This is a genomic window from bacterium (assembly GCA_026129405.1).
Lineage (GTDB): Bacteria > Desulfobacterota > Binatia > DP-6 > DP-6 > JAHCID01.
The window spans coordinates 176,769-202,700 of record JAHCID010000004.1 but is presented as its reverse complement, the minus strand read 5'-3'; the positions used below and the strand labels follow the sequence as shown (position 1 = coordinate 202,700).

Annotated in this window: 20 protein-coding genes and 1 pseudogene; 4 read left to right on the top strand and 17 right to left on the bottom strand. The window is 73.9% G+C overall.

The annotated features are described in order from the left end of the window. Window positions 1–503: 503 nt before the first annotated feature. Window positions 504–5,342, bottom strand: coding sequence for an Ig-like domain-containing protein (locus tag KIT14_16555; GenBank protein MCW5892133.1), 4,839 nt, complete (start codon window positions 5,340–5,342; stop codon window positions 504–506). A gap of 224 nt (window positions 5,343–5,566) precedes the next feature. On the opposite strand from KIT14_16555, the gene KIT14_16550 reads away from it, so the two are divergent. Next, complete coding sequence (locus KIT14_16550; GenBank protein MCW5892132.1) at window positions 5,567–6,784, top strand: DUF362 domain-containing protein; 1,218 nt, start codon at window positions 5,567–5,569, stop codon at window positions 6,782–6,784. A gap of 13 nt (window positions 6,785–6,797) precedes the next feature. On the opposite strand, the gene KIT14_16545 is transcribed toward KIT14_16550, so the two are convergent. Further along, a complete protein-coding gene (locus tag KIT14_16545) occupies window positions 6,798–7,988 on the bottom strand; it encodes a VWA domain-containing protein (protein MCW5892131.1) in 1,191 nt (396 codons plus the stop codon). Window positions 7,989–8,005: 17 nt separating this feature from the next. Then, window positions 8,006–8,887: a MoxR family ATPase gene (locus tag KIT14_16540; GenBank protein ID MCW5892130.1), complete on the bottom strand. Its 882-nt coding sequence runs from the start codon at window positions 8,885–8,887 to the stop codon at window positions 8,006–8,008. Between the two features lie 92 nt (window positions 8,888–8,979). Between KIT14_16540 and KIT14_16535 the strand changes: the two genes are divergently transcribed. Continuing rightward, on the top strand, window positions 8,980–11,034 hold the full coding sequence (locus tag KIT14_16535; protein ID MCW5892129.1) for an AAA family ATPase: 2,055 nt from the start codon (window positions 8,980–8,982) through the stop codon (window positions 11,032–11,034). A 7-nt stretch (window positions 11,035–11,041) separates the two neighbouring features. Here the strand turns inward: KIT14_16535 and KIT14_16530 are convergent, their stop codons facing one another. Then, complete coding sequence (locus KIT14_16530) at window positions 11,042–11,359, bottom strand: hypothetical protein (protein ID MCW5892128.1); 318 nt, start codon at window positions 11,357–11,359, stop codon at window positions 11,042–11,044. A 36-nt stretch (window positions 11,360–11,395) separates the two neighbouring features. Here KIT14_16530 and KIT14_16525 point away from each other — a divergent pair, with 36 nt between their 5' ends. Continuing rightward, a complete protein-coding gene (locus KIT14_16525; GenBank protein MCW5892127.1) occupies window positions 11,396–11,644 on the top strand; it encodes a hypothetical protein in 249 nt (82 codons plus the stop codon). On the opposite strand, the gene KIT14_16520 is transcribed toward KIT14_16525, so the two are convergent. From KIT14_16520 to KIT14_16505, 4 genes are read right to left on the bottom strand one after another with little or no spacing between them, the layout of a single operon-like run. Continuing rightward, window positions 11,562–12,026 (bottom strand): holo-ACP synthase, encoded by a 465-nt coding sequence (locus KIT14_16520; GenBank protein ID MCW5892126.1) that lies wholly within the window; start codon window positions 12,024–12,026, stop codon window positions 11,562–11,564. The two genes, KIT14_16525 and KIT14_16520, sit on opposite strands and share 83 nt — an antisense overlap. 12 nt (window positions 12,027–12,038) lie before the next feature. Then, a complete protein-coding gene (locus tag KIT14_16515; protein ID MCW5892125.1) occupies window positions 12,039–12,917 on the bottom strand; it encodes a class I SAM-dependent methyltransferase in 879 nt (292 codons plus the stop codon). Window positions 12,918–12,966: 49 nt separating this feature from the next. Next, entirely contained in the window at window positions 12,967–13,950 is a 984-nt protein-coding gene (locus tag KIT14_16510) for a fatty acid desaturase (protein ID MCW5892124.1), read from the bottom strand. A gap of 59 nt (window positions 13,951–14,009) precedes the next feature. Then, window positions 14,010–15,737 carry a radical SAM protein gene (locus KIT14_16505; GenBank protein MCW5892123.1) on the bottom strand — a complete coding sequence of 576 codons (1,728 nt, stop codon included), beginning with the start codon at window positions 15,735–15,737 and terminating at the stop codon, window positions 14,010–14,012. A gap of 140 nt (window positions 15,738–15,877) precedes the next feature. On the opposite strand from KIT14_16505, the gene KIT14_16500 reads away from it, so the two are divergent. Further along, the gene (locus tag KIT14_16500; GenBank protein ID MCW5892122.1) at window positions 15,878–16,477 is read left to right on the top strand and encodes a Uma2 family endonuclease; all 600 of its coding nucleotides are present in this window, start codon (window positions 15,878–15,880) and stop codon (window positions 16,475–16,477) included. Here KIT14_16500 and ftsZ read toward each other — a convergent pair whose 3' ends face one another. From ftsZ to murD, 9 genes and pseudogenes are all read right to left on the bottom strand, one after another. Next, on the bottom strand, window positions 16,478–17,734 hold the full coding sequence (ftsZ, locus tag KIT14_16495; GenBank protein MCW5892121.1) for a cell division protein FtsZ: 1,257 nt from the start codon (window positions 17,732–17,734) through the stop codon (window positions 16,478–16,480). A 44-nt stretch (window positions 17,735–17,778) separates the two neighbouring features. Then, window positions 17,779–19,011, bottom strand: coding sequence for a cell division protein FtsA (gene ftsA / locus KIT14_16490; protein ID MCW5892120.1), 1,233 nt, complete (start codon window positions 19,009–19,011; stop codon window positions 17,779–17,781). A 1-nt stretch (window position 19,012) separates the two neighbouring features. Then, the gene (locus KIT14_16485; GenBank protein ID MCW5892119.1) at window positions 19,013–19,885 is read right to left on the bottom strand and encodes an FtsQ-type POTRA domain-containing protein; all 873 of its coding nucleotides are present in this window, start codon (window positions 19,883–19,885) and stop codon (window positions 19,013–19,015) included. After that, window positions 19,882–20,784 carry a UDP-N-acetylmuramate dehydrogenase gene (murB, locus tag KIT14_16480; GenBank protein MCW5892118.1) on the bottom strand — a complete coding sequence of 301 codons (903 nt, stop codon included), beginning with the start codon at window positions 20,782–20,784 and terminating at the stop codon, window positions 19,882–19,884. The genes KIT14_16485 and murB overlap by 4 nt, the downstream gene beginning before the upstream one ends. A 2-nt stretch (window positions 20,785–20,786) precedes the next feature. Beyond that, complete coding sequence (locus KIT14_16475; GenBank protein ID MCW5892117.1) at window positions 20,787–22,187, bottom strand: UDP-N-acetylmuramate--L-alanine ligase; 1,401 nt, start codon at window positions 22,185–22,187, stop codon at window positions 20,787–20,789. A 93-nt stretch (window positions 22,188–22,280) separates the two neighbouring features. After that, complete coding sequence (locus KIT14_16470) at window positions 22,281–23,195, bottom strand: UDP-N-acetylglucosamine--N-acetylmuramyl-(pentapeptide) pyrophosphoryl-undecaprenol N-acetylglucosamine transferase (GenBank protein ID MCW5892116.1); 915 nt, start codon at window positions 23,193–23,195, stop codon at window positions 22,281–22,283. 11 nt (window positions 23,196–23,206) lie between these two features. Continuing rightward, window positions 23,207–23,491 (bottom strand): annotated as a pseudogene (locus KIT14_16465) (glycosyltransferase). Then, the gene (ftsW, locus tag KIT14_16460; protein ID MCW5892115.1) at window positions 23,377–24,600 is read right to left on the bottom strand and encodes a putative lipid II flippase FtsW; all 1,224 of its coding nucleotides are present in this window, start codon (window positions 24,598–24,600) and stop codon (window positions 23,377–23,379) included. Before ftsW ends, KIT14_16465 begins: the two are co-directional and overlap by 115 nt. After that, on the bottom strand, window positions 24,597–25,931 hold the full coding sequence (gene murD, locus KIT14_16455) for a UDP-N-acetylmuramoyl-L-alanine--D-glutamate ligase (GenBank protein MCW5892114.1): 1,335 nt from the start codon (window positions 25,929–25,931) through the stop codon (window positions 24,597–24,599). Before murD ends, ftsW begins: the two co-directional genes overlap by 4 nt. Window position 25,932 lies beyond the last annotated feature (1 nt).

Below are 25,932 nucleotides of genomic sequence, written 5' to 3'. Positions count from 1 at the left end.
TTTCGTGTATCGAACTACCGTCCACACTCTGACTCCCCGATGAACGCGACGAGTGCACGCACGCGCGAGGCACGGCCAGGGTGCCTCCCCCAGCGACTTCTCTGCGTGGACGCAGCGACCGGCTCTACGATGCGCGCAGGTCGATGCCGAGCTGCTCGCGCACATCCGGGCGATCCACACGCACTCGCGCGGGACGTACGGCACGTCGCGGGTGCACGCCCGAGCTGGCCGCGCAGGAGCCCGCCTCGCCGTCTTCGAACTCATCGAGGGCCGGCACAACCGGCACCGGCGCCACTCCGCCCTCGGCTGCCTCTCGCCCATCAATTACGAACGGAGCCAGGCCGATGGTCTGATCGCAAATGCGCTCACCCCTCCACGATACCGAGGCAATTGGCACCTTGCGCGCAAGGCGTGAGCCTCCCCATCGGCATACCCCAACTGCAGCATCCGTCTGCTACCCGATCTGCAAGCAAGGACTCGCCGTCGACATCCGACCATCATGCCTAGGGCGACACGGCTGCCGGCAGACAGACGAGGATGGGGATCTTCTTCGTGTCGAGCTGCCCGCTCGCGAACTGGTTGGCGACGTGGAGGCCGCGCTGCGCCGGCACCTTCGACTGCGCCGGCTTGATCTTCGTGCCCTTGTCGCCCGGCGTCGCTGGACCGCAGCCGCTCTGCGTAATGCGCTTCTTCGCCGGCTTGGCGTCGTAGCAGACGAGGTGCTCGGCGGGATGCTGGATCGTCGCCGGCGTGATCGGGAACGGCGTGCCCTTCTCCTTGCCCTTCAGTATCTCCGGGCTGCCGCTCTTGTCGACCGGGTTGCAGACCAGCGCCACCTTGCCGAGGTCCCACAGCGTGCTGCCGAAGGCGTCGGCGACCTCGGCCTGCGCGCCCTTCGGCGTCGCGCTCTTCGGCGCCTTCGCCTGCCAGCAGAGGAGGTGATCCTGGGTGGCCGAGGCCGGCACGGTGACCGGCGCGGTCGGGCTCTCGGCCGACGGCAGCGCCAGCGTCACCGGCTTCTTCGCGGTGACGCTGGCGTTGGTGCAGGCGGAGACGACCTGGAGGCTCTGCTTTCCCACCTTCGGCGCCTTCTTCGCCCGCTTCACGCTCCAGCCGACGTAGTGCGTGGCGTCGCCGGCCGACTGGCCGTTCACGCTCGCGGGGGTGGCGAGATGGGTCGGCGCGTTCACGTCGTAGGCGCTCGTGCCGAAGGCGTCGGCCAGCGTGATCGGGCCGAACTTCGGCGTCTTCGCCGTGCCCTTCGTGGTCGTCGCCTTGTAGAGGAGGAAGCTGCCGAGCGGCGTCCGCGCCGCCGCCGGCACGGCGAAGCCGACGCGGTCGCTCGACGGCAGCAGCGTCTCGGTGCCGGCGAACTCCGCCGTCACCACGGACGAGCCCACCGCGGTGGGGACGACGGTGCAGCCGGCGAGGCCGGCGGCGTCGGTCGTCGCCGTGCAGCTCGCGCCCGCCGCACCGAGCTCCACGGTCGCCCCGGCGACCGGCGTGGGCGGGTCGTTCGAGACGTCGGTCAGCGACGCCGCCAGCGCGACGGGGACGTCGACCTGACCGAGCGTCGGGCTCGGGTTCAGCGTCAGGAACGTCGTGTGTCTGCCCGCGGCCCAGGTGACGCTGGCGCGGTTCGAGCGCAGCTCCGCACCGCCGGCCGCGCCGGTCGCGATCAGCACGTCCCGCCCCGGCCGCATGGCGGCGTAGGTGAGCGCCGCCTTGCCCTCGGCGTTCGTGCGCACCATCTGCACGCGCGGGTTGGCGCCGCGCACCTCGAAGAAGACCGGGGTGCCCGGGGCGGTGTCGACGTTGTGGAAGGTCGCGGTGAAGGTGCGCGTGTCGCCCTGCGCGGGATCGGGCGAGGTCGTGGCCGGGGTCAGCGTCAGCGACGGGACCGGGTTGCTGGGCGTGAACGCGCAGCCGCCGTCGGCGTTGGTGACGCGGAATACGTTGCCCTCGTTGGTACCGTAGAAGCAGCCGTCGGGGCCGATCGTGCCGATGCCGACGCGCTCGGCGAGCGGCGTCACCGTCGGCGGGTCCGTGGTGACGTCGACGAGGCGCAGCTCGCCCTGGCGGTTGATGAGCAGCGACTTCGCGTCGCCCTCGGGCGTCGTCTCACCGACGTTCACGGGGAACGACGACGTGACGCCCGCCACCGTCGTGACGCTCGGCGGCCCCGCCACGTTCGTGGCGCTGACGCGCACGACGGGCGCGTTGTCGGGATTCGCGCTGTAGCCGCTGACCACGTAGATGGTGCCGTTCGGGGCGAACGACACCTGCCCGTTCGCCGTGAACGGCAGCGTCGCGTAGGTGACCGTGGACGGCGTCACGGACGCGGGGTTCACGATGCGGAGCAGCGCGTTGGTCTCGAAGCCGCCGAAGCAGGTGCCGGTGAAGAAGAGGTCGCCGCTCAGCGGGTCGACCGCGAGACCACCGGGGCAGAGGAGGCTCGACGCGATCGTGCGCAGCTCCGCGCCCGTCGTCGGATCGAGCTCGATGACCACACCCGAGCCGCCCGTACCGGTGGCCCCGCGCACCGCGTACAGCTTGCCGTCGAGCCCGAACACCGGCCAGCCGAGCGTGGGGCCGATCGTGTCGAGCAGGTTGCCGCTCGACACCGCACCGCCGCCGAGGCCGAAGCGGTAGACCTGGCCCACCGGGAATCCGAGCACGTAGGAGGCGTTCGTCTCCGCCTGGAAGGCCGGAAGGGAGGCGCCCGGGCAGCCGCCCCAGTTGACGCCGCTGTAGGTGAAGTTCTGCGCCAGGAACCCGGTGGCCCACGGCGTCACCACGGTTCCCCCGATGCCGACGGGCGGCACGGTTCCCTGCCCGCATGCCGAGCCCGAGCCGCCGCTGAACACGACGACCGCCGTACCCGGCACCGGCAGGTCGCCGTCGCTCACGTCGACGGCGGTGTACGTCACCGTCTCGTTGACGAGGTTCCGCGCCGTGAACTGGATCACGCCGTCCGCGTCCGTGATGCTCGGGCTCGGCCCATCGATCAGCGAGTGGCCGTTGCCCTGGGCGAGCGTGACCTCCTTGCCCGGCGTCGGGCGGTTCAGCGCGTCCTTCAGGGTCACGGTGATGGTCGTGGTGGCGATGCCGTTGGCCGTCACCGTGGTGGGGAACGCCGCGATCGACGCCGCCGCGGCCGGCGGCACCACGAACGGAATCGACGGCGTGTTCGCGAGCACGACGCCGTCGGTGGTGTCGGTGGCGGTGAACGTCACCTCCTCGGCGACGAGGTTCGTCACCGCGAACGACACGGTGCCGAGGTCGTCGGTCACGGCCGACGCCGGCGTGACCACGACGTTGCCGGACGGGCTCGCGGCGAGCGTCACCGTCTTGCCCGCGACCGCGTGGCGGGCGGCGTCGAGCAGGCTCACGACCACGAACGCCTTCGCGGCGCCGTCGGCCGGCACTTCCAGCGGCACGCGGCGCGAGGTCACGGCCTCGGTCTCGAGCGACGGCGTCACGATCGACGCCTGCGCGTCGGGCACGCCGATGGTCGCGCCCGCGAGCTCGACGACCAGCCGGTCGACGTTCGGCGAGCCGAGCCCGACGTGGGCGAAGTCGCTGCCGAGGGCGGCCGGACCGCGGAACGCCGGCGTCGCCGCGAGCGGGTAGAAGGCCGCGTTGGCGAAGCCGAGATTGCGCCCGATCGACTGGTTCACGAGCGCCGTGTACGCGGCCATGAGCGGTGCCGAGTAGCTCGTGCCGCCGTAGATCGCGCCGGTCGGGCAGCCGCCGCCGCTGGCGCGGCAGATCATGACGCCCTGGTTCGGATCGGCGTTGAGGGCGATGTCGGGCACGGAGCGGTTCGCGGCGGTGGTGAAGCCGTCCTGGTAGCTCGGGCGCGCGAAGAAGCGGCTGGTGCCGAAGCCGCCCTGCCCCGTCGGCGGCACGCCCGCGACGCCGTTCCACCACTGCTCGCCCGCGTACGGCTTGCCGTCGCCGCTCGCGGTGGTCGTGCCGCCGACCGCGGTCAGGTTCGGCGAGCCCGCCGGCACGGCGACGGTGTTCGGGCTGCCGTTGAGGCAGGTGCTGCCGGTGTCGCCGGCGGCCGTGAAGACGCTCACGCCCGCCGCGCCGGCCGTCTGCAGGATGGCGTCGAGGCTCTCCACGTCGGCGCGCGTGGTCTCGTTCTCGCAGTATGCCCAGCTGTTGCTGACGATGGTCGCACCGCCGTCGAGGGCGGCGGTGAACAGCCGCTGGAAGCTGCCCGCGCCGGTGAACGGCGCGTGGTAGACGACGACCTCCGCCTCGGGCGCGATCATCATCACCGTGGTCACGTCGAGCAGGACCTCGTCCTGGTCGGATCCGAGCGGCGCGCCGCCGTTCACGGGCACGCTGCTCAGCCGATCGATGTTGCCGGCCGGGATGCGGGTGAGCGCCAGGTAGTCGGCGACGTCGCTGCGCACGAAGGAGTCGAAGCCGACGATCGCGACCTTCTGCCCGGCGCCGCCCGCGGCCCGCGGGCGCGGCATGGCCTGGGTCGCGGCGGCCAAGCTCGTCGGGCCCGGCGGCGACGGCGGGCACGGCTCGCCGATCAGGCGGATGTCGGCATAAGTGACGTACGGCTGCGCGAAGAAGTCGAAGTCGAACGGCGCGCCGCTGGCGCCCGCCGAGCGCGCGGCGGCGAGGCATTGGTTGTACGCGTCGACGAAGACGGGGTTGCAGACCTTGTAGCCCGGCGGCGGCGGCACCGGCGCCATCAGCAGCGCGCACAGCGAGACGTAGAACCCGGTGCGTAGCGCCTTGATCGCCGGCTGCACGCGGGCGAGGTCGGACAGCCCGGCGATGCCCTGCACGTGCGGCGCGAGATCGGCCGGCAGCCGCGGCTCGCCGGCGTTGGCGGAGAAGACGCGGTCGCCGACCCGCCAGTCGCCGATGGCCACGCCGAACGCACGCGCGACGTCGGCGCGCGTGCCGCGTACGCCGAGCGTCAGGCGGCTCGCCGAGGGCTCGACGACGATGAGGCCCTGCGCCGCGAGCCAGCCGGCGAGCCGGTCGTAGGTGGCGCGTGACGGGCCGAAGCGGTCCGCGAGCTGCGCCGGCGTCCGGAAGCGGCCGTGCTCGGGCGACGCCGGGTCGCGCACGGCCTGGGCGAAGCGGGCGAAGCCGGCCTCGTCGTCGCGGCGCAGGGTGAGCGTCAGCGTCATCGGGGCCTTGTCGGCACCCGGCGGCGGCGCGAGGCGCTCGGCACCGGCGAGGGCGTCGAGCACGTGTCCGGGTACGGGCGCGGAGCGTCCCGGCGGCCGCGGCAGCGCGATCGCCGTCGCCGCCGTCAGGAGCACCGTGACCGTCACCGCCAACCGAGCCCGCCGATTCCGCATCGCTGATCCTCGCGCGCACGCCCAGCTGGCCCGTGCGAGGGCGCGCGGGAACGGCGTGGCCGACGGATGTTCGGACTGCGCGCGGGTCCGCGTCAAGAAGCAAAATAGCGTAGGCGCGACCGGCGACCCGATCGGTGCCGCTCCGAGGTCGAGTCGGGGCGCCGTGTGCGCGGATGCGCCAGCACGGTGGCGCCCGGCCAGCGCCCGGCCTAGACTCGGCGCCCGTGAGCCCCGCCCCCGTCAGCCGTCGCCGCTTCGGTGCCGCCGCCGGTGGTCTCGCCGGCGCGCTGCTCGCGCCACGCGGGGGGCGCGCCGCGGCCGAGCCTGCCCCACGGCCGCCGCTCGCCTACGGCGCGGACGAGACGGTGACCGTCGTCGGCGTCCCCCGCGGCGCCGCCCCCGAGGTGGTCGCCGCCGCGGTTCGCCGCGCCGCCCTCGCCGCCACCGACTTCGCGTGGCTCGGCCGCGGCGACACGGTGATGGTGAAGCCGGTGTGCAACTCCGGCAACGCCTACCCCGCCACCACCGACCCCGTCGCGCTGCGCGCCATGATCGAGCTGCTGCGCGAGCGCGGCGCGGGGCGCGTCCTCGTCGGCGACATGTCGGGCGTGCAGGCCGTGCGCTTCTCGAAGGACCGCCGCAGCGGCAGCACGCGCACCCTCATGCAGGACGCCGGCCTCGCACGGGCGATCGCCGAGGCCGGCGGCGAGCTGCGCGCCTTCGAGGAGGCGGGCTGGGACGCGTTCGATCCCGAGACGCCCGCCGGCGCCGCCGACTGGGTCGGGCCGGTGCTGATGCCGCGCATCCTGCGCGAGGTCGACCACGTGGTCCTCATGCCGCGCTGCGGGCGCCACGTCCTCGCCGGCAGCACGCTCGGCCTGAAGGCCGCCGTCGGCTGGTGGCGTCACGACTCGCGCCTCGAGTACCACCGCGACGCCGCGACGTTCTCGGCGAAGACGGCCGAAGCCAACTGGGTGCCGTCCCTGCGCGAGAAGCAGCGTCTCGTCCTGACCAGCGCGACGCAGGTCCTCACCACCTTCGGTCCCGACGACGGCTACGTGCTCGCGCCCGAGACCGGGCTCGTCATCGCCGGCCCCTCCGTGGTGGCGCACGACATGGTGTCGCTCGCCTGGCTGCTCGAGAGCCGCCGCGCGACGCCCGAGGGCGCGCGCCACGGCTTCCTCGACGATCCGAACGGCTCGCAGACCTTCGTCGACGTGGCGAACCGGGTCGTGACCTACTGGCTCGGCGGCATGGGCGCCGCGTGGCGGACGCAGTCGCTGCCGCGCTACGACCTCGCCACCGTGTGGGACGACCGCGTCCTGCGGCGGGCGTATGCGATGGCGGGCGGCGTGCCGCGGGTCGGGCTCGCCGTCGACGGCGCGCCGCTGCCGGACGCCGTGCACGCCGGCCTCGCCGCCGCCGTGCGCCTGCCGGCGTGACGCGCGGCGCGCGTCAGTGCCGCGCGCCGACCAGCGCCTGCACCGCCGCGGCGATGCCGTCGACGGACAGGTGGAACATCGGGAAGAGCTTCTTCACCACGCGCGTCGTCTGCGTGTAGTCCCACTCGGTCGGCGCTTCGGGGTTGATCCACACCACGCGCTCGAAGTGGTGGGCGATGCGCTGGAGCCAGACGATGCTCGCCGTCTGCGCCATGCGGCGCGGATCGATGTTGCCGTTCGGCTCCATCAGCTCGGCGGGGTGCATGGCGGCGTCGCCGACGATGACGACCTTCCAGCGCGAGTCGAGCTTGCGCAGCACGTCGGCCGTCGGGATCTCGTCCATGCGCAGCATGCGCGCCTTGGTGTAGAGCTGATCGTAGATCGTGTTGTGGAAGTAGTAGGGCTGGAAGTCGCGCAGCCCGCGCTCCTCGTGCAACGCGGTGAGGAGCGAGCTGACCGGCTCGAAGTGCGGGTCCATCGTGCCGCCGACGTCGAGCAGCAGCAGCAGGCGGACGTCGTTCTTGCGCGGCGCGCGGAAGACCAGCTCGATCTCGCCGGCGTTCCGGCAGGTCTCGTCGATGGTCTCGTCGAGATCGAGCTCGGTCTGCTGGCCGAGGCGGGTGAGCTGGCGCAGGCGGCGCAGCGCGACCTTGGTGGCGCGGATGTCGAGCGTGACGTCGGTGCGGTAGTCCTTGAACTTGCGCTCCTCGGCGACCTTCATCGCCGAGCGGCTCTTCCCCGGGCCGCCGACGCGGATGCCCGTCGGGTGCTGGCCGCCGTGGCCGTAGGGCGACTTGCCGCCCGTGCCGACCCACTTGTCGCCGCCGTCGTGGCGCTCGGTCTGCTCGGCGAGGGTCTCGAGGAACTTGCGCATGAGCTCGTCGCTGTCGAGCTTCATCAGCTCGGCGAGCTGCGCGGGCGACAGATCCGGGAAGTTCTTCGGATCGCGCAGCCAGTCCATCACCTTGGAGGTGACCTCGTCGCCGAGCTCGCCCTCGACGCCCCGAAAGACGCGCGCGAAGGTGCGGTCGTAGGCGTCGAAGAAGGTCTCGCTCTTCACCAGGCAGGCGCGGCCTAGGTGGTAGAAGCGCAGCAGGCTCGAGCCGTGCAGGTTCTTCTCCAGCGCCGTGAGGAACGCCTGCCACTCCTGGATGCCGACCGGCACCCCCTCGTCCCTGAGCCCGTAGAAGAGATCGAGGAACACCGTCGCTCCCTGGCGGCCTACTGGTTGTAGCGCGGGCCGAGGTCGGCCCACTTCGCCGGGTAGCGGCCGCCGCGCTCGTCGAAGCGCTGGAGCGCGTCGACGTCCTGCTCCTTCTTGAGGAGCGCGCCGAGGAACGGCAGGTGCGCCTCCAGCTGCGCATGCGTGAGGCCGCTGCGCAGGAGCACGCTGATCCAGTCGACGAGCTCCGACGTCGACGGCTTCTTCCGCAGCTCCGACTGCTCGCGCAGCCAGTAGAACTTGATCAGCACCTGGTCGAGCAGCTTCGCCTCGAGGTGCGGGTGGTGCACGGCGACGATCTTGCGCATCGTGGCGACGTCGGGGAAGTCGATGAAGTGGAACACGCACCGGCGCAGGAACGCGTCGGGCAGCTCCTTCTCGTTGTTCGACGTGATCAGCACCACGGGGCGCTGCTTCGCGACGACCTCCTCGCCGGTCTCGACGATGGTGAAGCGCATCTCGTCGAGCTCGCGCAGCAGGTCGTTCGGGAACTCGAGGTCGGCCTTGTCGACCTCGTCGATGAGCAGCACGACACGCTCGTCGGCGGCGAAGGCGCGGCCGAGCGGGCCGAGCTTGATGTAGTGGCCGATGTTCGCGACGTCGCCGGAGCCGAAGCGGCTGTCGTTCAGGCGCTGGACGGTGTCGTAGACGTACAGGCCCTCGTGCGCCTTGCTCGTCGACTTGATGTGCCACTGGAGCATCGGCATGCCGAGGCCCTCGGAGACGTGGCGCGCGAGCACCGTCTTGCCGGTGCCGGGCTCGCCCTTGATGAGCAGCGGTCGCTCGAGCGCGATCGCACAGTTGACCGCGTCGACCAGGGGGCCCGACGCGATGTAGCCCGCGGTGCCGGTGAAGCGTTTGAAGTCGCCGTTGGTGCTCATCGGGGGGTGAGGGGTATCCGCCCGCTCGTCCCGCTGCAAGGCCGAACGAGCGGTTGAACCGGCCCGGCCCGCACGGCTAAGACCCCGCCCCAGTGGCCGCTTACCTTCCGCTCACCGCACAGCGGCTCGTCGTCGTGACCGGGAAGGGAGGCGTCGGCAAGAGCGCGGTCACCGCTGCCCTGGCACGTGCGCTGGCCGGTGCGGGGCGCCGCGTGCTCGCCGTCGAGATCGGCCGCGGCCGGCTGGGAGCGTTGCTCGGGGCACCGGCGCTCGGGCCGGAGCCGGTGGCGGCCGGGCGCGGCGTGCAGGCCGTCGTCGTCGAGCCCGAGGAGGCGCTCGGCGACTTCATCCTCGGCGTGCTGCGCCTGCGGCTGCTCGCGAAGCGGCTTCTCGAGAGCACGTCGTTCCAGGTGCTGGCGGCGGCGGCGCCGGGTCTGCCCGAGCTGGTCGTGCTGCATCGGCTGGTCGGCTTCCTCGACGCGCGGCGGCTGGGCCGCCGGCAATACGACGTGGTCGTCGTCGACGCGCCCGCGTCGGGCCATTCGCTGCCGCTGCTGTCGGCGCCGCGCGCGCTCGGTGCGTTCGCGCGGCTCGGCCCGATCGGCTCGCTGCTCGACGACATGGAGCGCCGCCTCGCCGATCCGGACACGACGCTGGTCGGCGTGGTGACGACGCCCGAGGAGCTGGCCGTGCGCGAGACGATCGAGCTGCACCGCGCCGTCGCGGGGCTCGGGCTGCCGGTCGCGCCGCCGATCGTGAACGCGCTGCCGCCGCGCCGCTTCGCGCCCGGCGACGCGGCGGCGCTCGCACGCCTCGACGCCGGCGGCGTCGGCATCCCTGGACTCGACGCGGCCCGCTTCCAGCTCGCGCGCCGGCGGGCCGCGTCGCAGCAGATGCGCGCTGCGCCGCGCCCTCGGCGCCCCGGTCCGCCTGCCGCTGCTCGCCGCCGGGCCCGAGGCGCCGGGCGGCATCGACACCCTCGCCGCCGCGCTCGCCGGCGCGGCCGGGTTGGCGGCATGACGACGCCGTCGCTCGAGACGCTGCTGGCCGAGCGCCGCATCCTCCTCTGCGTCGGCAGCGGCGGCGTCGGCAAGACGACCACCGCAGCCGCGCTCGCCGTCGCCGCGGCCCGCCGCGGCCGGCGTACGGTCGTGCTCACCGTCGACCCGGCGCAGCGGCTCAAGGACGCGCTCGGGCTCGGCGAGGCGATCGGCGCGCCCCATCGCGTCCCGCTGCCAGACGCCGCCGGGTCGCTCGACGCCATGCTGCTCGACGTGAAGGGCACCTTCGACGAGCTGGTGCGCGGCCTCACGACGAGCCGCGAGCAGGCCGAGCGCATCCTCCGGAACCGCCTCTACCAGAACCTCTCGGGCACGCTCGCCGGCACGACCGAGTACATGGCCGCCGAGGCCGTGTACCGGCTCGCGACCGAGCGCGACTACGACCTGCTCGTCGTCGACACGCCGCCCTCGCGCCACGCCGTCGACTTCCTCGACGCTCCTCGGCGTCTCGTCGCCCTGCTCGACTCGCGCGCCTTCGGCATCCTGAAGGACCCGACCAGCATCCTGCCGTCGGCCGGCTCCAAGCTGGCGCAGCTCCTCCTGACCGGCGTGCTACGCGGCCTCGAGCGCTTCACCGGGCTCGGCCTCGTGTCCGAGATCGGCGAGTTCATCCGTGCCATCGAGGGCCTCACCGACGCGCTGCGCGCCCGCGTCGCCGCCACCGACGCGCTCCTGCGCAGCGCCGACACCTCGCTCGTGCTCGTCACCGCACCGGAGCCGCGGCTCGTCGACGAGACCGCCGCGCTCGCGCAGGCGCTCGGCGGCGTCGGGCTGCGCGTCCACGGCGTGGTGCTGAACCGCGCGCTGCCGCCGGGGCTGGACGCGGTGGCGAGCGAGCCGCCGGCGAGCGTCTCCCCCGAGCTGGCGCGCCGCCTGCGGCGCGTCGCCGAGGAGCTGCGCACGCTCGCCGATCGCGAGACCGCGACCGTGGCGCCGCTCCTGCGCACGGCCGATGCGCCGCTCGTGGCGCGCGTGCCGCTGCTGGCGCAGGCGCCGGGCTCGCTCGACGAGCTGGTCGCGGTCTCGCGTGAGCTCCTGCCGGGCGATCCGCCCGCCGCGCCCAGCGCCCAGGGCGCGGGCCGATGAGACGCGCTCAGGCCGACGCGTCGCCCGAGCCGGACCTGCGCGACGCACGCCGCCGTCGCTTCTCGGCGGTGACGAGCTTGTCGACCTTCACCTCGAGGTTGGCGAGGCGGCCCTGGAGCACGTCGAGCTTGGTCATGAGCTTCCCCAGGTCGGCGCGCGACGGAAGGTTCAGCAGCCAGAGCACGTTGGCGACGTTGCGGTCGAACGCGCCCTTGGTCTCGAGGCCCTTCTGCAGCGCGCTCGCGAAGGCCTGCGCGAAGAGCGGGTTCGACAGCAGGTCTTCGGCGAGGCCGGAGAGCTTCTTGGAGCTCAGCATGATCGGCACCGAGTATACGGGCGCCCGGTTCGGACGGAAAGCAACATGAGCCTCGAGACGCTGCTCGGCTGGTGGAGCGGACTCGCCTTCGTCGCCCGGCCTCTGCCCCTGCCGACGCTGCTCGGGACCATGGTGATCCTCCACCTCTGCGACGCCTTCATCTGCCGGGTCATCGCCGTCAACAACGGCCGCCCGCCCCGGTCCTGGTTCCTCATCGGCCTCGTCGGCGGCGTGTGGGCCGTGGCGGTGCTGCTGCTCCTGCCGTCGCGCGCCGCCCCCCGGCCCGACGCGTAGCCGTCTCCACGATGACCGACGCGACGGCCACCTCGGCCGTGTGGCTCAGCGACACGTGCCAGCGCCCGAGCCGCCGGCTGCGCGCCAGCGCCGCGGCGGCCCCGTGCAGCCGCAGCGCCGGCGGCCCGTCGCCCTCGCGCACGACCTCGACGTCGTGCCACACGACGCCCTCCCCCCAGCCGGTGCCGAGCGCCTTCATCGCCGCTTCCTTGGCGGCGAAGCGGGCGGCGTAGCTCTCGAAGCGGGCGCGCTTGCGGGCCTCGCAGTAGGCCTGCTCGCCGGGCGTGAAGACGCGGGCGCGGAAGCGCGCGCCGCTCGGCGCCTCGAGCGCGCGGCGGATGCGCGCCACGTCGCAGACGTCGATGCCCAGGCCGGCGATCATCCTGGGCGCCGTCTAGTCGAAGGCCGGATCGCGCGCCAGCCGCAGCTCCATCTGCGACGTCCGCGCGAACGGCCGGCGCGCGAAGTCGACGGCGGCGAAGAGCGCGGCCAGCGGCATGAAGAGCGGGTGCGCGACCGCGGGCGTCGTCGTCGTGATGCGGCCGACGCCGCGGGCCGCGAGCCACGCGACCGCGCTCGCGGCCCAGAACGGCGCGCCCTGCGTGTACGTGCAGCTCTCCACCGCGAGGCCCGCGGCGTGCGCCGCGCGCCGGAACGACGCCTCGGTGAACAGCACCCAGTGCCGCGGGCAGTGGTAGCCGGCCCAGGAGCGGTGCCGGAAGAGGCGCGCGTCGAGGCTGTCGGTGTTGGGGGTCGAGACGAGGACGACGCCGCCGGGCGCGAGCAGCGTGCGCACGTGCGCCAGCACGCCCACCGGGTCCTCGACGTGCTCGACGAGGTTCAGGAGGAGGATCAGGTCGAAGCGCTCGGGCGTCGTGAAGTCCTCGATGCGACCGGCGAAGACGCCGTGCCCGCGCGCGTAGAGCGCGTCCGCGTCGCCGGGGGCGAGATCGACGAGCTGCGTGCGGTGCACGCGCGGATCGACGCGGCGGACGAGGTCGAGCTGCCCGCCGTGCCCGCCGCCGACGTCGAGCACCGCGAGTGTCTCCCCGGGGATGCCGGCGAGCAGGCGCCGGACGCGACGGGCGTCCAGGTGCTCCTTCACCCGCGCGACGGGCGACGTCGCCGGGCCGGCGGCGGTGTAGTACGTGGGCGGGTATATCTCGGCGAGGCGCGTGCGCGGCACGGGGTCGATGAAGAGCGCGGCGCAGGCGGGGCAGCGCAGATAGCGGAACGCGTCGGACGTGGTCGCGTACTCGACGTCGTGCGCCACGGCCCACGGCGTCGCCCCGGCGGCGCCGCAGGCGAGGCAGCGAGGCGCGTCAGACGTCGCGGACACGGACGAGCAGCGCCCGGAAGGTGGCGGCGTACGTGGTGCGATGGCGCCGTACGTCGTCCGCGGCCGGCGTCGACAGCAGGAAGCGCTCGAGGTCGGCGAGCCGCGTACACGGCACCTGCGGCTCCCAGTGGTGCAGCAGGTGCCGGTTGAAGCCGGCGCTGCCGAGGGTGCGCGCGAGCACCCCGTCGCCGAAGAGCCGGTTCACCGGGCCGTGCGGCACGCGGCGGTAGTCGACCTCGGGCCGCGCCGCGAGGTCGCGATGCTCGAGCAGCGTGCGCAGCGCGGCGACGAAGGGCAGCACGGCCCCCGCGCCGCCGAGCCACGCCAGCACCAGCGTCCATTGCCCCGCCAGCGCGGCGACGCCGAGCACGCTGCCGTGCGCGACCAGGGCCATCACGAGCGCGCGCCCCGACAGCCGCCGGCCGCCGCTCTGCGGTGCCGGCCGCGACAGCGTCTCGAGCACCGCGAGGCCGGTGAGCCCGGAGGCCACGAACCACCAGTCGAGCGGACGGACGTAGGTGTACTCCTGATCCTCCGGCATCCCCAGGTGGCGGTGGTGCGTGAAATGGACGCGGCGGTAGTGCTCGATCTCCTGGAGGATCAGCGGGCCGATGAGGAGGTTCGCGAGGCGATCGTTCCACGCCCGCGACGGCGCCAGGTTCCAGTGCGCCGCCTCGTGGAAGAAGTTGCCGAGATAGGCGAGCGCGACGCCGATCCCGAGCCCGCCCGCGAGCGTGCCCGCCGCGGCGCCTGCGAGCCCGGCGTCGCGGGTGAGGCAAGGCAGCGCCGCGGCGGCCGCCAGCCCGACGAAGCCGAGTGCGATCTCGCCCCACAGCACGCCCCAACGCGGCGTCAGGCGACGGCGGAAATCGCGGAACGACACGCCGTCGGACGCCACGAGCGCGTTGCGATCGACGCCGTCCAGCTCCGGAGTGGTACGCCCGCGTGGTGCCTCCGAGGCGGCCACCCGGGGACGCTACCACCCGCCCTCTCGAGGCGGCAACCCGAACTGGATGGTCGCGCGGCTCAGCAGGCGCCGCAGCTGTGGCAGGTGTGGGTATCGCACGGCGGCGACTGGACCTCCGCATGGGCCTTGCGCCGCTCGGCGAGGAGGTAGCGCTTGTCGACGCCGTGGTCGATGAAGTCCCACGGCAGCAGCTCGTCGGCGTCGTAGGGCCGGTGCACGAAGCGGTCCGGGTCGACGGTGCCATCGCGGCCGCCGCGCAGCCCGCGCAACGTCGCCCACCAGTCGTCGGGCGCCGCCTGGAGCCGCTCGAGGACGTCGGCGACGCGGCGGTCGCCGCGCGAGAGCAGCGTCTGGAGGTATCCCTCGCGCGGGCTCTCGGTCTCGACCTGGAGCGCGGGAATCGCGGACAGGCGGCGACGCACGCGGGCGAGCGTGCGCTTCAGCGCGCCGAGGGCGGCCATCGGCTCCCACTGGAACGGCGTCCACGGTTTCGGCACGAACGGGTTGATGGAGACGAGGATGCGGCCGACCTTCGGCTTGCCGCCGGCCATCAGCCGCGCCCGCAGGCGCTGCGCGAGGTCGGCGATGGCGTCGACGTCGGCGTCGGTCTCCGTCGGCAGCCCGACCATGACGTAGAGCTTCAGCGCCTCGACGCCGCCGCCGACGAGCCACTCGGCGGCGCGCAGGATCTCGGCCTCGGTGAGGTTCTTGTTGATGACCCGGCGCAGGCGCTCCGAGCCCGCCTCGGGCGCGACGGTCACCGAGCGCGCGCCGCCCGCCCCGAGCGCGGCGGCCAGCTTCGGGGTGATGAGGTCGGCCTTCAGCGACGAGGGCGACGCGCGCCCGCCGGCGGCCGCGATCTCCTGGCACATGGCGGCGATGCCCGGCTGCGTCGCCATCTCGGCGCCGACCAGCCCGATCGTGCGGCGCTCGGCGAGCCCGCGCGCGATCTGCGGCCGCAGCGCGTCCGGGCTGCGATAGCGCACGGGGCGGTACATGTAGCCGGCGGCGCAGAAGCGGCAGCCCCACTCGCAGCCGCGGCTCGCCTCGACCACGACCATGTCGCCGAAGACCGCCTCGTCGGTGAGGATCTCGGTGCCGGTCGTGACCGGGTCGAGGCGCGCGAGGTAGCGTCGCGTGACGCGCGGCTTCGCCGGCCCGTCGTAGTCGAAGGCGACCAGGCGGCCGGCCTCGTCCCAGCGGGGCGTGAAGCGGTCCGGACGATAGGCGCCGTCGACGGTTTCGGTGCGGGCGAGGAGCGCGGCGCGCGTGCGCGGGCCGCCGGCGGCCAGCGCGAGGAACTCCGGCAGCATCTCCTCCGCCTCGCCGACGAGGAACAGATCGACGAACTCGGCCAGCGGCTCGGGGTTCAGGAACGTCGCCGGGCCGCCCGCGAGGACCAGGGGCGCCTGCTCGCCGCGGTCGCGGCGACGCTTGGCGAGGCCGGCGAGCTCGAGCAGGTCGAGGACGTGGAGGTAGTCGGTCTCGAACGAGACCGAGAGCGCGATCAGGTCGAAGTCGGCGACCGGGCGCGCGTCCTCGAACGAGCGCAGCGGCCGCGGCCACTGCGCGCGCGGGCCGTCGGGCAGGAAGGCGCGGTCGACCGTGACCCGCGGGTCGTCGTTCAGGATGCGGTGGACCGCCTGGAAGCCCAGGTTCGCCATCGCCACCGGATAGACGTTCGGATAGGCGAGGCAGATCGAGAGCGGTCCGCGCGGGCCTGGAGCGAAGCGCCGGCGCTCGGCGGCGAGACGCACGGCACGGTCGGGCACGGTGGGACGCGGCATCGCCAGGGGCGGGACCTTAACCCCGGCCCCGCGGTGCCTCAACCACGCGGCTGCGCTCCGGCGTCGTGCCGGAACCGGGTGCGCCGGGACGTCCGCATCCAGGGATTGTCGCCGCCGGGTGGCGGGACTACGGTCGCCGCATGTCGACGCCCGCCCCCAGCCTGCCGAGCCGACCCGGGCCATACACGGTCGAGGAGTACTTCCGTCTCGTCGAGGACGGTGTGCTCGGACCGGACGATCGCGTGGAGCTGCTCGAGGGGGTGATCGTCCCCATGCCGCCGGCGAACCCGCCGCACGCGAATGCGGTCTCCATCCTCATGCAACGACTGATCCTCGCCGTCGGAGGACGGGCGATCGTGCGCGGGCAATCCACCTACGTGGCAAGCCTCCGCTCGGCGCCCGAGCCCGACGTCGCGGTCGTCACGGGCAGCTCCGACGACTACTGGAAGCGCCACCCGAATGCGGCGCTGCTCGTCGTCGAGGTCGCCGACACCTCGCTCGCGACCGACCGCCTCACCAAGGCCGCACTCTACGCGCGCAACGAGGTCCCCGAGTACTGGATCGTCAACCTGCGGCACGGGCGCGTCGAGGTCTACCGCCGGCCCGACGCGGCCGCAGGGCTCTACCGCGACATCCGTGTCGCGGCAGAAGACGAGACCCTGTCGCTCGTCGCGCTCCCCGACGTGGCCATCGCCGTCGCCGACCTGCTGCCCGGCAGACCGGCCGACGACGACGTCTGATCAGTCCGCGCCGCGGCGGAGGAAGCTGGGGACGTCGTAGTCGACGTCGTCCGTGTCCGCGCCGTTCGCGAGCGGGCGCCGGGTGGCCGCCGGGCGCTCGATCGCGGGCGGCGGAGGCGGCGGGGGCGGCGCGGCCTGCTGGCGGCGCTGCCAGGTCGGCACCTCGAGCTCGTCCTCGGGCTCGCGAAGACCGTGGCGCACGATCGGACGGCCGTCCGGCGTGGTCGACATGCCGCGCATGTCCGACGCCGGCTCGACCGGCACGCGGGGACGCGCGACCGGCACGGGGCGCGTCGCGCCGGCGGGCTCGCCGAAGCCGGTGGCGATGACGGTGATGCGCACCTCGTCGCCCATCGACTCGTCGATGACGGCGCCGAAGATGATGTTGGCGTCGTCGTCGGCCTCTTCCTGGATGAGCGAGGCGGCCTCGTTGACCTCGTGCAGCGTGAGGTCGGGGCCGCCGGTGATGTTGATGAGCACGCCGCGGGCGCCCTCGATGCGGACGTCTTCGAGCAGCGGGCTCGAGATCGCGCGCTGCGCGGCCTCGATGGCACGGTTCTCGCCAGCGGCGAGCGCGGCGCCCATCATCGCCATGCCCATCTCGGACATGATCGCGCGGACGTCGGCGAAGTCGAGGTTGATGAGGCCGTGGACCGTGATCAGGTCGGCGATGCCGCGCACCGCCTGGAGCAACACGTCGTCGGCCTTCTTGAAGGTCTCGAGGATCGACGAGTTGCGTCCGGCGACGTTCAGCAGGCGCTGGTTCGGGATCGCGATCAGCGTGTCGACGCTGTTCTTGAGCTCGCGCAGCCCCTCTTCCGCCTGCTTGCCGCGCCGCTTGCCCTCGAAGGTGAAGGGCTTCGTCACCACGCCGACGGTGAGGCAGCCGATTTCCTTCGCGACCTTGGCGACGACCGGCGCGGCGCCCGTCCCCGTGCCGCCGCCCATGCCGGCGGTGACGAAGATCATGTCGGCGCCCTGGAGGTACTCGGCCATGCGCTCGACGTCTTCGAGCGCCGCACGCTTGCCGATCTCCGGGTTGCCGCCGGCGCCGAGGCCGCGCGTCAGCTTCTCACCGAGCTGAATCTTGACCGGGGCCAGGTTGGCGCGCAGCGCCTGCGCATCGGTGTTGGCCGCGATGAAGTCGACCCCGGGCAACCCCGCCGCGATCATCGTGTTGATCGCGTTGCCGCCACCACCCCCGACCCCTACCACCTTGATCCGGGCCCCCAACGAGGGCTCCAGCAGCTCGTCCATCACCACGACCTCCCGGCGTCCGCCCCACGCCGCCTTCTAGACCTCTAGAAGAATTCCCGTAACCAGCTCGTCACTCGATGTCGCGCGCGCTTGAGTGGCGCGAGCATCGAATCGTCATCGCCGCTGCCGACTCGCGCGTGTCGTTCGAGTCCGTGCAGTACGAGGCCGACGGCGGTCGCATACATCGGGCTCGCGACGACGTCAACCAAACCATGCAGATGTAGCGGCGTTCCGAGTCGCGTCGGCGTGCGGAAGACGCGCTCCGCGAGATCGGTCATGCCCGCGAGCACCGCACCGCCGCCCGTGAGCACGACGCCCGACGTGAGCAGACCTGCGCAACCCGCACGCTCGATCTCGCTGCGCACGAGCGCGAGGATCTCTTCGGCGCGTGGCTCGATGAACTCCGCGAGCTGGCGTTGCGAGAGCTTGTGCGCCGGGCGCCCGCCGAGCCCCGCGACCTCGACGCTGAGATCGGGCGACGCGCCGAGCGCGTCGGCCGCGCCGCTCAGCTTCTTCAGGCGCTCGGCGTCGGCGAACGGCGTCCGCAGCGCGGCGGCGAGATCGCTGGTCACGTGCCCGCCGCCCACCGGCAGCACCGCCGTGTGGTGGATGGCGCCGCCGTGCCAGACGACGGTCGACGTCGTCCCCGCCCCCACGTCGATCAGCGCGACGCCGAGCTCGCGCTCCTCGGGGGTGAGCACCGCGCCGCCGGCCGCGAGCGGGCTCGCGAGCACGTCCTCGACGTGCAGCCCGGCGCGATTGCAGCACTTCACCAGGTTCTGCCCCGAGCTGATCGTCCCGGTGACGATGTGCACCCGGGCCTCGAGCCGGACGCCGGCCATGCCGACCGGCATCTTGATGTCGTCCTGGTCGTCGACCACGAACTCCTGCGGCAGCACGTGCAGGACCTCGCGGTCCATCGGCAGCGGCAGCGCGCGCGCCGCCTCGAGCACGCGCTCGACGTCGCCGGACGCCACCTCGCGGTTCTTCACGGCCACGACGCCGTGGCTGTTGAACCCCTTGATGTGGCTGCCAGCCGAGCCCGCCACGACCGTGCGGATCTCGCAGCCGGCCATCAGCTCGGCCTCGTCGACGGCCTTGCGGATGGCGTCGACGGTGGCGTCGATGTTCACGACGGTGCCCTTCTTGAGCCCCGTGGACGCGTGGGTGCCGATGCCGACGATCTCGACCCCCGTCTCCTGCACCTCGGCCACGACGACGCCCACCTTGTAGGTGCCGACGTCGAGCCCCACCACGAGCGGATTGCGCTTCCCCATCCTAGGCCCCCGTCGTCCGCGCGGGCGCCGCCGGCTTGCGCGGCTCCCGGAGGCGGACGATCACCTCGTCCTCGAACTCGCACGTGACCTCGCGCAGCTCCGCGAAGCGCCCCTGCCACAGCGGCAGGACGCGCTGCACCCGCGCGATCTTCTCTCCGTACCCGCCCCAGCCGAGCACGATCGGCACCGCCGGCTGCATGGGATGCAGCGTCAGCCCCGTCGCCGCGTCGACGTGCACCTCCGACACCGGCCCGAGCCCGGTCGCGTCGCGCGCCACGAGCCGCAGGAGCCCGAGCGCGCGGTGCACCGCGCGCGGCCCGAAGCCGCGGCGACCGTCGAGGTCGTCACGGCGAATGCCGGTGACGTAGGGCAGATCGCGGCCGTCGGTGCCGCCGACGGCCGCGAAGATGCGCCCGTTGGCCGCGACGTAGAACAGCTCGACCGCGTCGCCGTCGAGCGCGACGATCGCCGCGGGACGGTGCTCGCGCACGCGCACCACGACGCGGTCGGGCAGCTGCCGCCGCACGCGCACCGTGCGCACCCACGGCAGCGCCTGCACGCGCGCCACGATGGCTTCGCGGTCGACGTCCCAGATGCTGGTGCCGGGGGCGATCGCGACGGCCTCGCGCAGCGCCTCGGGCGCGAGGCGGCCGCGGTGCTGGAGCGCGACCTCGTGCACGGCGAAGTACGAGTGCGCGCGCGCGGCCTCGAGCGCCGCCGGGGTCACGGCCGCGAGCAGCGCGAGCGGCACGACGGTGCGCAGCACGCGCGTCACCGTCGGCGGCAGCGCTGCGGCGCCGCCGCGCTCGTGCCGGCCGGGCCGATGCCGGTTGCCCCGTCGCCGGAGGAGGCGTCGCAGCAGGCGCCCGCTCACCAACGACCGACGAGCCGAACCTCGGGCTCCAGCCATACCCCACTCCGCTCCCACACCGCCCGCTGGGCGATCGCCATCAAGGTCTGCACGTCGGACGCCTGCGCGCCGCCACCGTTCACGATGAAGTTCGCGTGCCGCTCGGAGATGCGCGCCCCGCCGACGCGCCACCCCTTCAGCCCGGCCGCCTCGATCAGCCGCCCGGCGTGATCACCGTGCGGGTTCTTGAAGACCGAGCCCGAGTTGGGCTCGCCGTGGGGCTGGCTCGCGACCCGCCGCGCCCGCACCGCCTCCATGCGCACCCGCACCGCCGCCGCGTCGTCCGGGCGCAGCGCGAAGTCGACCGCCGTCACCACGAAGCCCTCGGGGAGATCCGCCCGCCGGTAGCGGAACGGGACGTCCACCGCCGGCAGCTCGCGCGACACGCCGTCGGGGCCGATGCCTTCGATCGCACGCACGACCGTCGCGACGTCGCCGCCGTAGGCGCCCGCGTTCATGAACAGCGCGCCGCCGACCGTGCCGGGGATGCCCTCGGCGTGCTCGAGACCAGCGAGGCCCCGGGTCGCGCTGTCGCGCGCGAGGCGTCCGAGCTGTACCGCGGCGCCGGCGCGCACGCCGTCCGGGCGCCAGGTCGCGCGCCGGAAGCCGCGCCCGAGCTTGACCACGAGGCCGCGCACGCCGCCGTCGCCGACCAGCATGTTCGAGCCGCCGCCGAGCAGCGTCACGCCGACGCCGGCCGCGCGCGCGGCGACGAGCAGCGCCCCCAGCTCCGCCGTGGTCTCCGGCTGCGCGAACCAGTCGGCCGGTCCGCCGATGCGGTACGACGTGTGGCGGGCGAGCGACTCGTGCCGCCGCACCTTGCCGTCGAGCACGCGGGCCAGATCGTTGGACGGCGCCATCATGGTCAGTGGATCTGCGAGATCGGCACGCCGCTGCGCAGGAGCGCGAGCAGCTCGTCGGCGGTGCGGTAGACGTCGCCGGCGCCGAGCACGAGCACGAGGTCGCCCTCGCGCAGCACCGTGGCCAGGGTGTCGGCCAGCCGCTCGCGCGCCGGCACCCAGCGGACGTCGAGGTGGCCGCGCTTCTTGAGCGCCTGGTAGAGCGCCTCGCCGCCGACGCCCTCGATGCGCTCCTCCCCGGCGGCGTAGACCTCCGTCAGGAGCAGCAGGTCGGCGTCGTCGAACGGGGTCAGGAAGTCGTCGAAGAGGTCGCGCGTGCGCGAGTAGCGGTGCGGCTGGAAGACGACGACCAGGCGGCGGTCGAAGCCCTCACGCGCCGCGCGCAGGGTCACCCGGATCTCCTCGGGGTGATGGCCGTAGTCGTCGATGACGAGGATGCCGCGCTCCTCGCCCCGCACCTCGAAGCGGCGATGGACGCCGCCGAACTCCTCGAGCGCGTGCGCGGCGATGCGCCAGGGGATGCCGAGGTCGTGCGCCACCGCGAGCGCGGCGACGGCGTTGAGCGCGTAGTGCCGGCCGGGCATGCGCAGGCGCACCGGGCCGAGGCGCTCGCCGCCGCGCCAGACGTCGAAGTGCGTCTCGAGGCCGACGACGCGCAGGTCGCGCGCCTGCCAGTCGGCGTCGGGCGACTCGCCGTAGGTGACGAAGCGCTTACGCACGTGCGGCAGCATGCCACGAACGTTGACGTTGTCGATGCACAACACGGCGAGGCCGTAGAACGGCACGCGGTTCACGAACTCGAGGTACGCGGCGCGGACCCGGTCCATGTCGCCGAAGTGGTCGAGGTGCTCGGGGTCGATGTTGGTGACCACGGCGACCACGGGTGAGAGGAGAAGGAACGAGCCGTCGCTCTCGTCGGCCTCGGCGACGAGGAACTCGCCCTGCCCGAGGCGGGCGTTCGTCCCGAGCCCGAGCAGCTTGCCGCCGACGACGATCGTCGGGTCGCGTCCGGCCTCGCGCAGCACGGCTCCGACGAGCGACGTGGTGGTCGTCTTGCCGTGGGTGCCGGCGATCGCGATGCCGTTCTTCATCCGCATCAGCTCGCCCAGCATCTCGGCGCGCGGGATCACCGGCACCTTCAGCTCGCGCGCGCGGACGACCTCGGGGTTGGCGAACTTCACCGCCGACGAGATGACGAGGACGTCGACGTCCTCGTCGACGTGCTCCGCCGCGTGCGGGCCGAGATGGATGCGCGCGCCGAGCCGCTCGAGGCGGCGGGTGGTCTCGCTCTCGGCGAGGTCGGAGCCGGAGACCGCGTAGCCGAGCGTCAGCAGGACCTCGGCGATGCCGCTCATGCCGATACCGCCGATCCCGACGAAGTGTACCCGACGTCTCGGCCCGTTCATCGCCGTCACTCCGTGGAGCGCCCGCAGCGGCCACCCCGCCCACCCGACCTGCCCGGCCACGAGGCGGAGGTTTACAGAGCGCCATCGCCATCTTCAAGGGGATGCAGGGCGCATGACGCGGCAACACACGTCGGCCGCAGCTTCCGCGGCCTCGGGGCGTGCGACCGCACGCGCGCGGGCCGCCATCGCGCGGCGCACGTCGGCGTCGCCGGCGAGCGCGGCGAGCGCGGCGCCGAGCGTCGCGCCGTCGAGCTCGCGGTCGAGGATCATGCGCGCGGCGCCGGCGTGCACCAGGACCTCGGCGTTGGCGCGCTGGTGGTCGTCGACGGCGAAGGGGTACGGCACGAGGATCGCCGGCAGGCCCATCGCGGCGATCTCCGAGCAGCTCATGGCGCCGGCGCGTGCGACCACGAGGTCGGCGGCGCGATAGGCTGCACCCATGTCCTGGATGAAGGCCTCGACCCGCGCCGCGAGGCCGAGCCGCGCGTAGCCCGCCGCCACCTGCTCGCGCTCGGCCGCGCCGGTCTGGTGCACGATGCGCAGCCCGGCGGCCGCCGGCCCGAGGCGCTCCATGGCGGCCAGCGTCGCGGCGTTGATGCGCTGGGCACCCTGGCTGCCGCCGAAGACGAGGAGGCCCGTCCCCGGGGCCGGCGGCGCGGGCGGCGCCGCGAGCACCTCGGGCCGCAACGGGTTGCCGGTGTGGACCGCCCGCCCCGCCGGCAGATACCGCGACGCCTCCGCGAAGCCGACGCACACGACCCGCGCCAGGCGGGCGAGGCTGCGGTTCGTCGCACCGGGAATCGCGTTCTGCTCCTGGAGCACGACCGGCACCCGCCGCAGCCAGGCGGCGACGACCATCGCCGCCGAGGCGTAGCCGCCGACGCCGACCACGAGCCGCGGGCGCAGCCGGCCGACCAGCCCGAGCGCGGTGGCGATACCGGCCCCGAGCGCCGCCGCGCCGCGGACGGCGCCGCCGGCGCCGCCGCCGCGCACCGCGCGCCCCGGCACCAGCGCGAGCGGAAGCCCGCGGCGGGCACGGCGCGCGCCTCCAGGCCCGCGGCGGTGCCGACGAAGTGCACGCGCAGACCGCGGCCGGCGAGCGCCCGCGCCAGCGCCAGCCCCGGGAAGACGTGGCCGCCCGTACCGCCGCCGGCCACCACCACGTCGGGCCGCGCCTGGGCCTGCGGGCTCACCCCGCCTCGCGGGCGAGGCCGACCAGCACGCCCGCCTCGAGCAGCGCGAGCATCATCGCCGAGCCGCCGTAGGAGACGAACGGCAGCGTCAGGCCCTTGGTCGGCAGGCAGCCGAGGGCGACGCCGATGTTGAGCATGCCCTGGAGGACGAGATGCACCGTCAGCCCGAACGCGAGCAGACCTGCGAACGCGTCGGGGTGGCGCATCGCGATGCGCAGCCCGCGCACGAGCAGCACGGTGAAGAGCGCCATGACCGTGAAGGCGCCGAGCAGCCCCAGCTCCTCGCCGATCACCGCGAAGATGAAGTCGGTGTGGGCGGCGGGCAGGAAGTGCATCTTCTGCTGCCCCATGCCGAGCCCCGCCCCCGTGAGCTCGCCCGAGGCGAAGGCGATGAGCGACTGGAGGAGCTGGTAGCCCATCCCCTGGGGGTCCTTCGTATAGTCGAGGAACGAGGCGAGCCGCCGCATGCGGTACGGCTCCATGATGACGAGGAAGGCGAGCCCGGGCAGCGCCGCCGCCGCGAAGAGCCCGAGGTGCATGAGACGCGCGCCCGCCGCCCACAGCATGGCGACGAGGATGCCCGTCGACAGCGCCGCGGTCCCGAAGTCCGGCTCGAGCAGACACAGCCCGGCGACGAGCCCGACCACCATGCAGTGGGGCAGGACGCCGAAGCCCAGCTCACGGATGCGCGGCCCCTTCCGGGCGAGCGACGCCGCCAGGTAGATCACCAGCGCGAGCTTCGCCAGCTCCGACGGCTGGAACGCGAGCGGCCCGAGCGGCAGCCAGCGCCGCGCGCCGCTGCGCTCGACGCCGATGCCCGGGATCAGCACGAGGACGAGCCCGACGAGCGCCACGCCGAGGAGCGGATAGGCCAGGCGCCGGTAGGCGTCGGAGCGGACGCGCGACGCGACGAAGCCGAGCGTCGTGCCGAGCAGGATCGAGACGAAGTGCTTCTTGAAGAAGTGCAGCGGGTCGCGGAAGTCGTCGTCGCCCGGAAACCAGCTGACGTTGAACACCATGACGAGGCCGATGCCGACGAGGCCGGCGACGGCGAGCAGCAGCCAGGGATCGCCCGCCATCGTCATCACGATGCGCGGCCGTTGGTTCTCGAGCGGGCCGCGGAAGAGCGGCGCGGCCTCGAGGCCGGTGCCGAGGGCATGGGCGGTGCCGGTCCCGGCGGCGGCGTGGGCGAGCTGCGGAGCGCGCGAGGGATTCGTCATGGCAGGGCCTCCACGGCGGCGCGGAACGCCCGGCCCCGCGCCGCATAGTCCGCGAACATGTCGAAGCTGGCGCACGCCGGCGCCAGCAGCACGCTGTCGCCGGGACGCGCGGCGGCGGCCGCCGCCTCCACCGCGACGGGCAGCGACGCGACCATCCGCACGGGCACCGAGGCGGCCCCGAGCGCGGCGGCGATGCGCTCGCGCGCCGCGCCGAAGACGAGCGCCTGGCGCACGGAGCGGCGCGCGGCGGCGGCCAGCGGCGCATAGTCGCCGCCCTTGTCGACGCCGCCCGCGAGGAGCAGCACGGGCCCGTCGAACGACTCGAGGCTCTTCACCGCCGCGCCGACGTTGGTGGCCTTGGAATCGTCCCACCACGCCACCCCACCCCGCTCGGCGACCAACGCCAGGCGGTGCGGCAGCGGCTCGATGCCGTCGATCGCGGCCTGCACGCCGGCGGGCGGCGCGCCGGCGAGGCGGGCGATGGCGACCGCAGCGCAGACGTTCTCGACGTTGTGCCGGCCGCGCAGCCGCGTGCGGCCGAGGCCGTAGCGCTCCTCCGCCGCGCCCGGGACGCGCCAGACGACGGCGTCGCCGTCGACGAAGGCGCCGGCCGCCACCGCGCTCCACCCGAACGACGTCACGCGCGCGGCGAGCCGCTCGCGCAGCGCCCAGGTCTCGGGATCGTCGCGGTTCAGCACCGCGTGGTCGCCGGCCGTCTGCGCGACGAACAGCCGGGCCTTCAGGTCGCGGTACTCGGCGAAGTCGGCGTGCCGATCGAGGTGGTCGGGCGTGACGTTGAGCAGCGCGCCCACCGCGGGGCGGAAGCGCTCGGTCCACTCCAGCTGGAAGGTCGAGATCTCCGCCACCGCGATCGCGGGCGCGGCGGCGACCGCGAGGGCGAGCGGCGTGCCGAGGTTGCCGCCGGTGAAGGTCGGGCGGTCGGCGGCCAGCGCGGCGCCGACGAGCGTCGTCGTCGTGCTCTTGCCGTTCGTGCCGGTGATGCCGACGATCGGGCACGCGAGCAGCCGGGCGGCCAGCTCGATCTCGCTCCACACCGGCACGCCGGCTGCGCATGCAGCCGCGAGCACCGGCGCACCGCGCGGCACGCCCGGGCTCGGCACGACCAGCTCGGCGTCGCCGAGCGCGTCGGCGACGTCGGTGCCGAGCCGCAGCTCCACGTCGGGCCACGCCGCCGGCTCGACGCCCAGCGCCGTCGCGTCCCGGGCGTCGGCGACGCGCACGGCGACGCCGTGGTCGCGCAGCACCCGCGCCACCGCCTGGCCGGTGCGACGGAAGCCCACGACGAGGGCGCGGCGCGGCAGCGAGGGCATG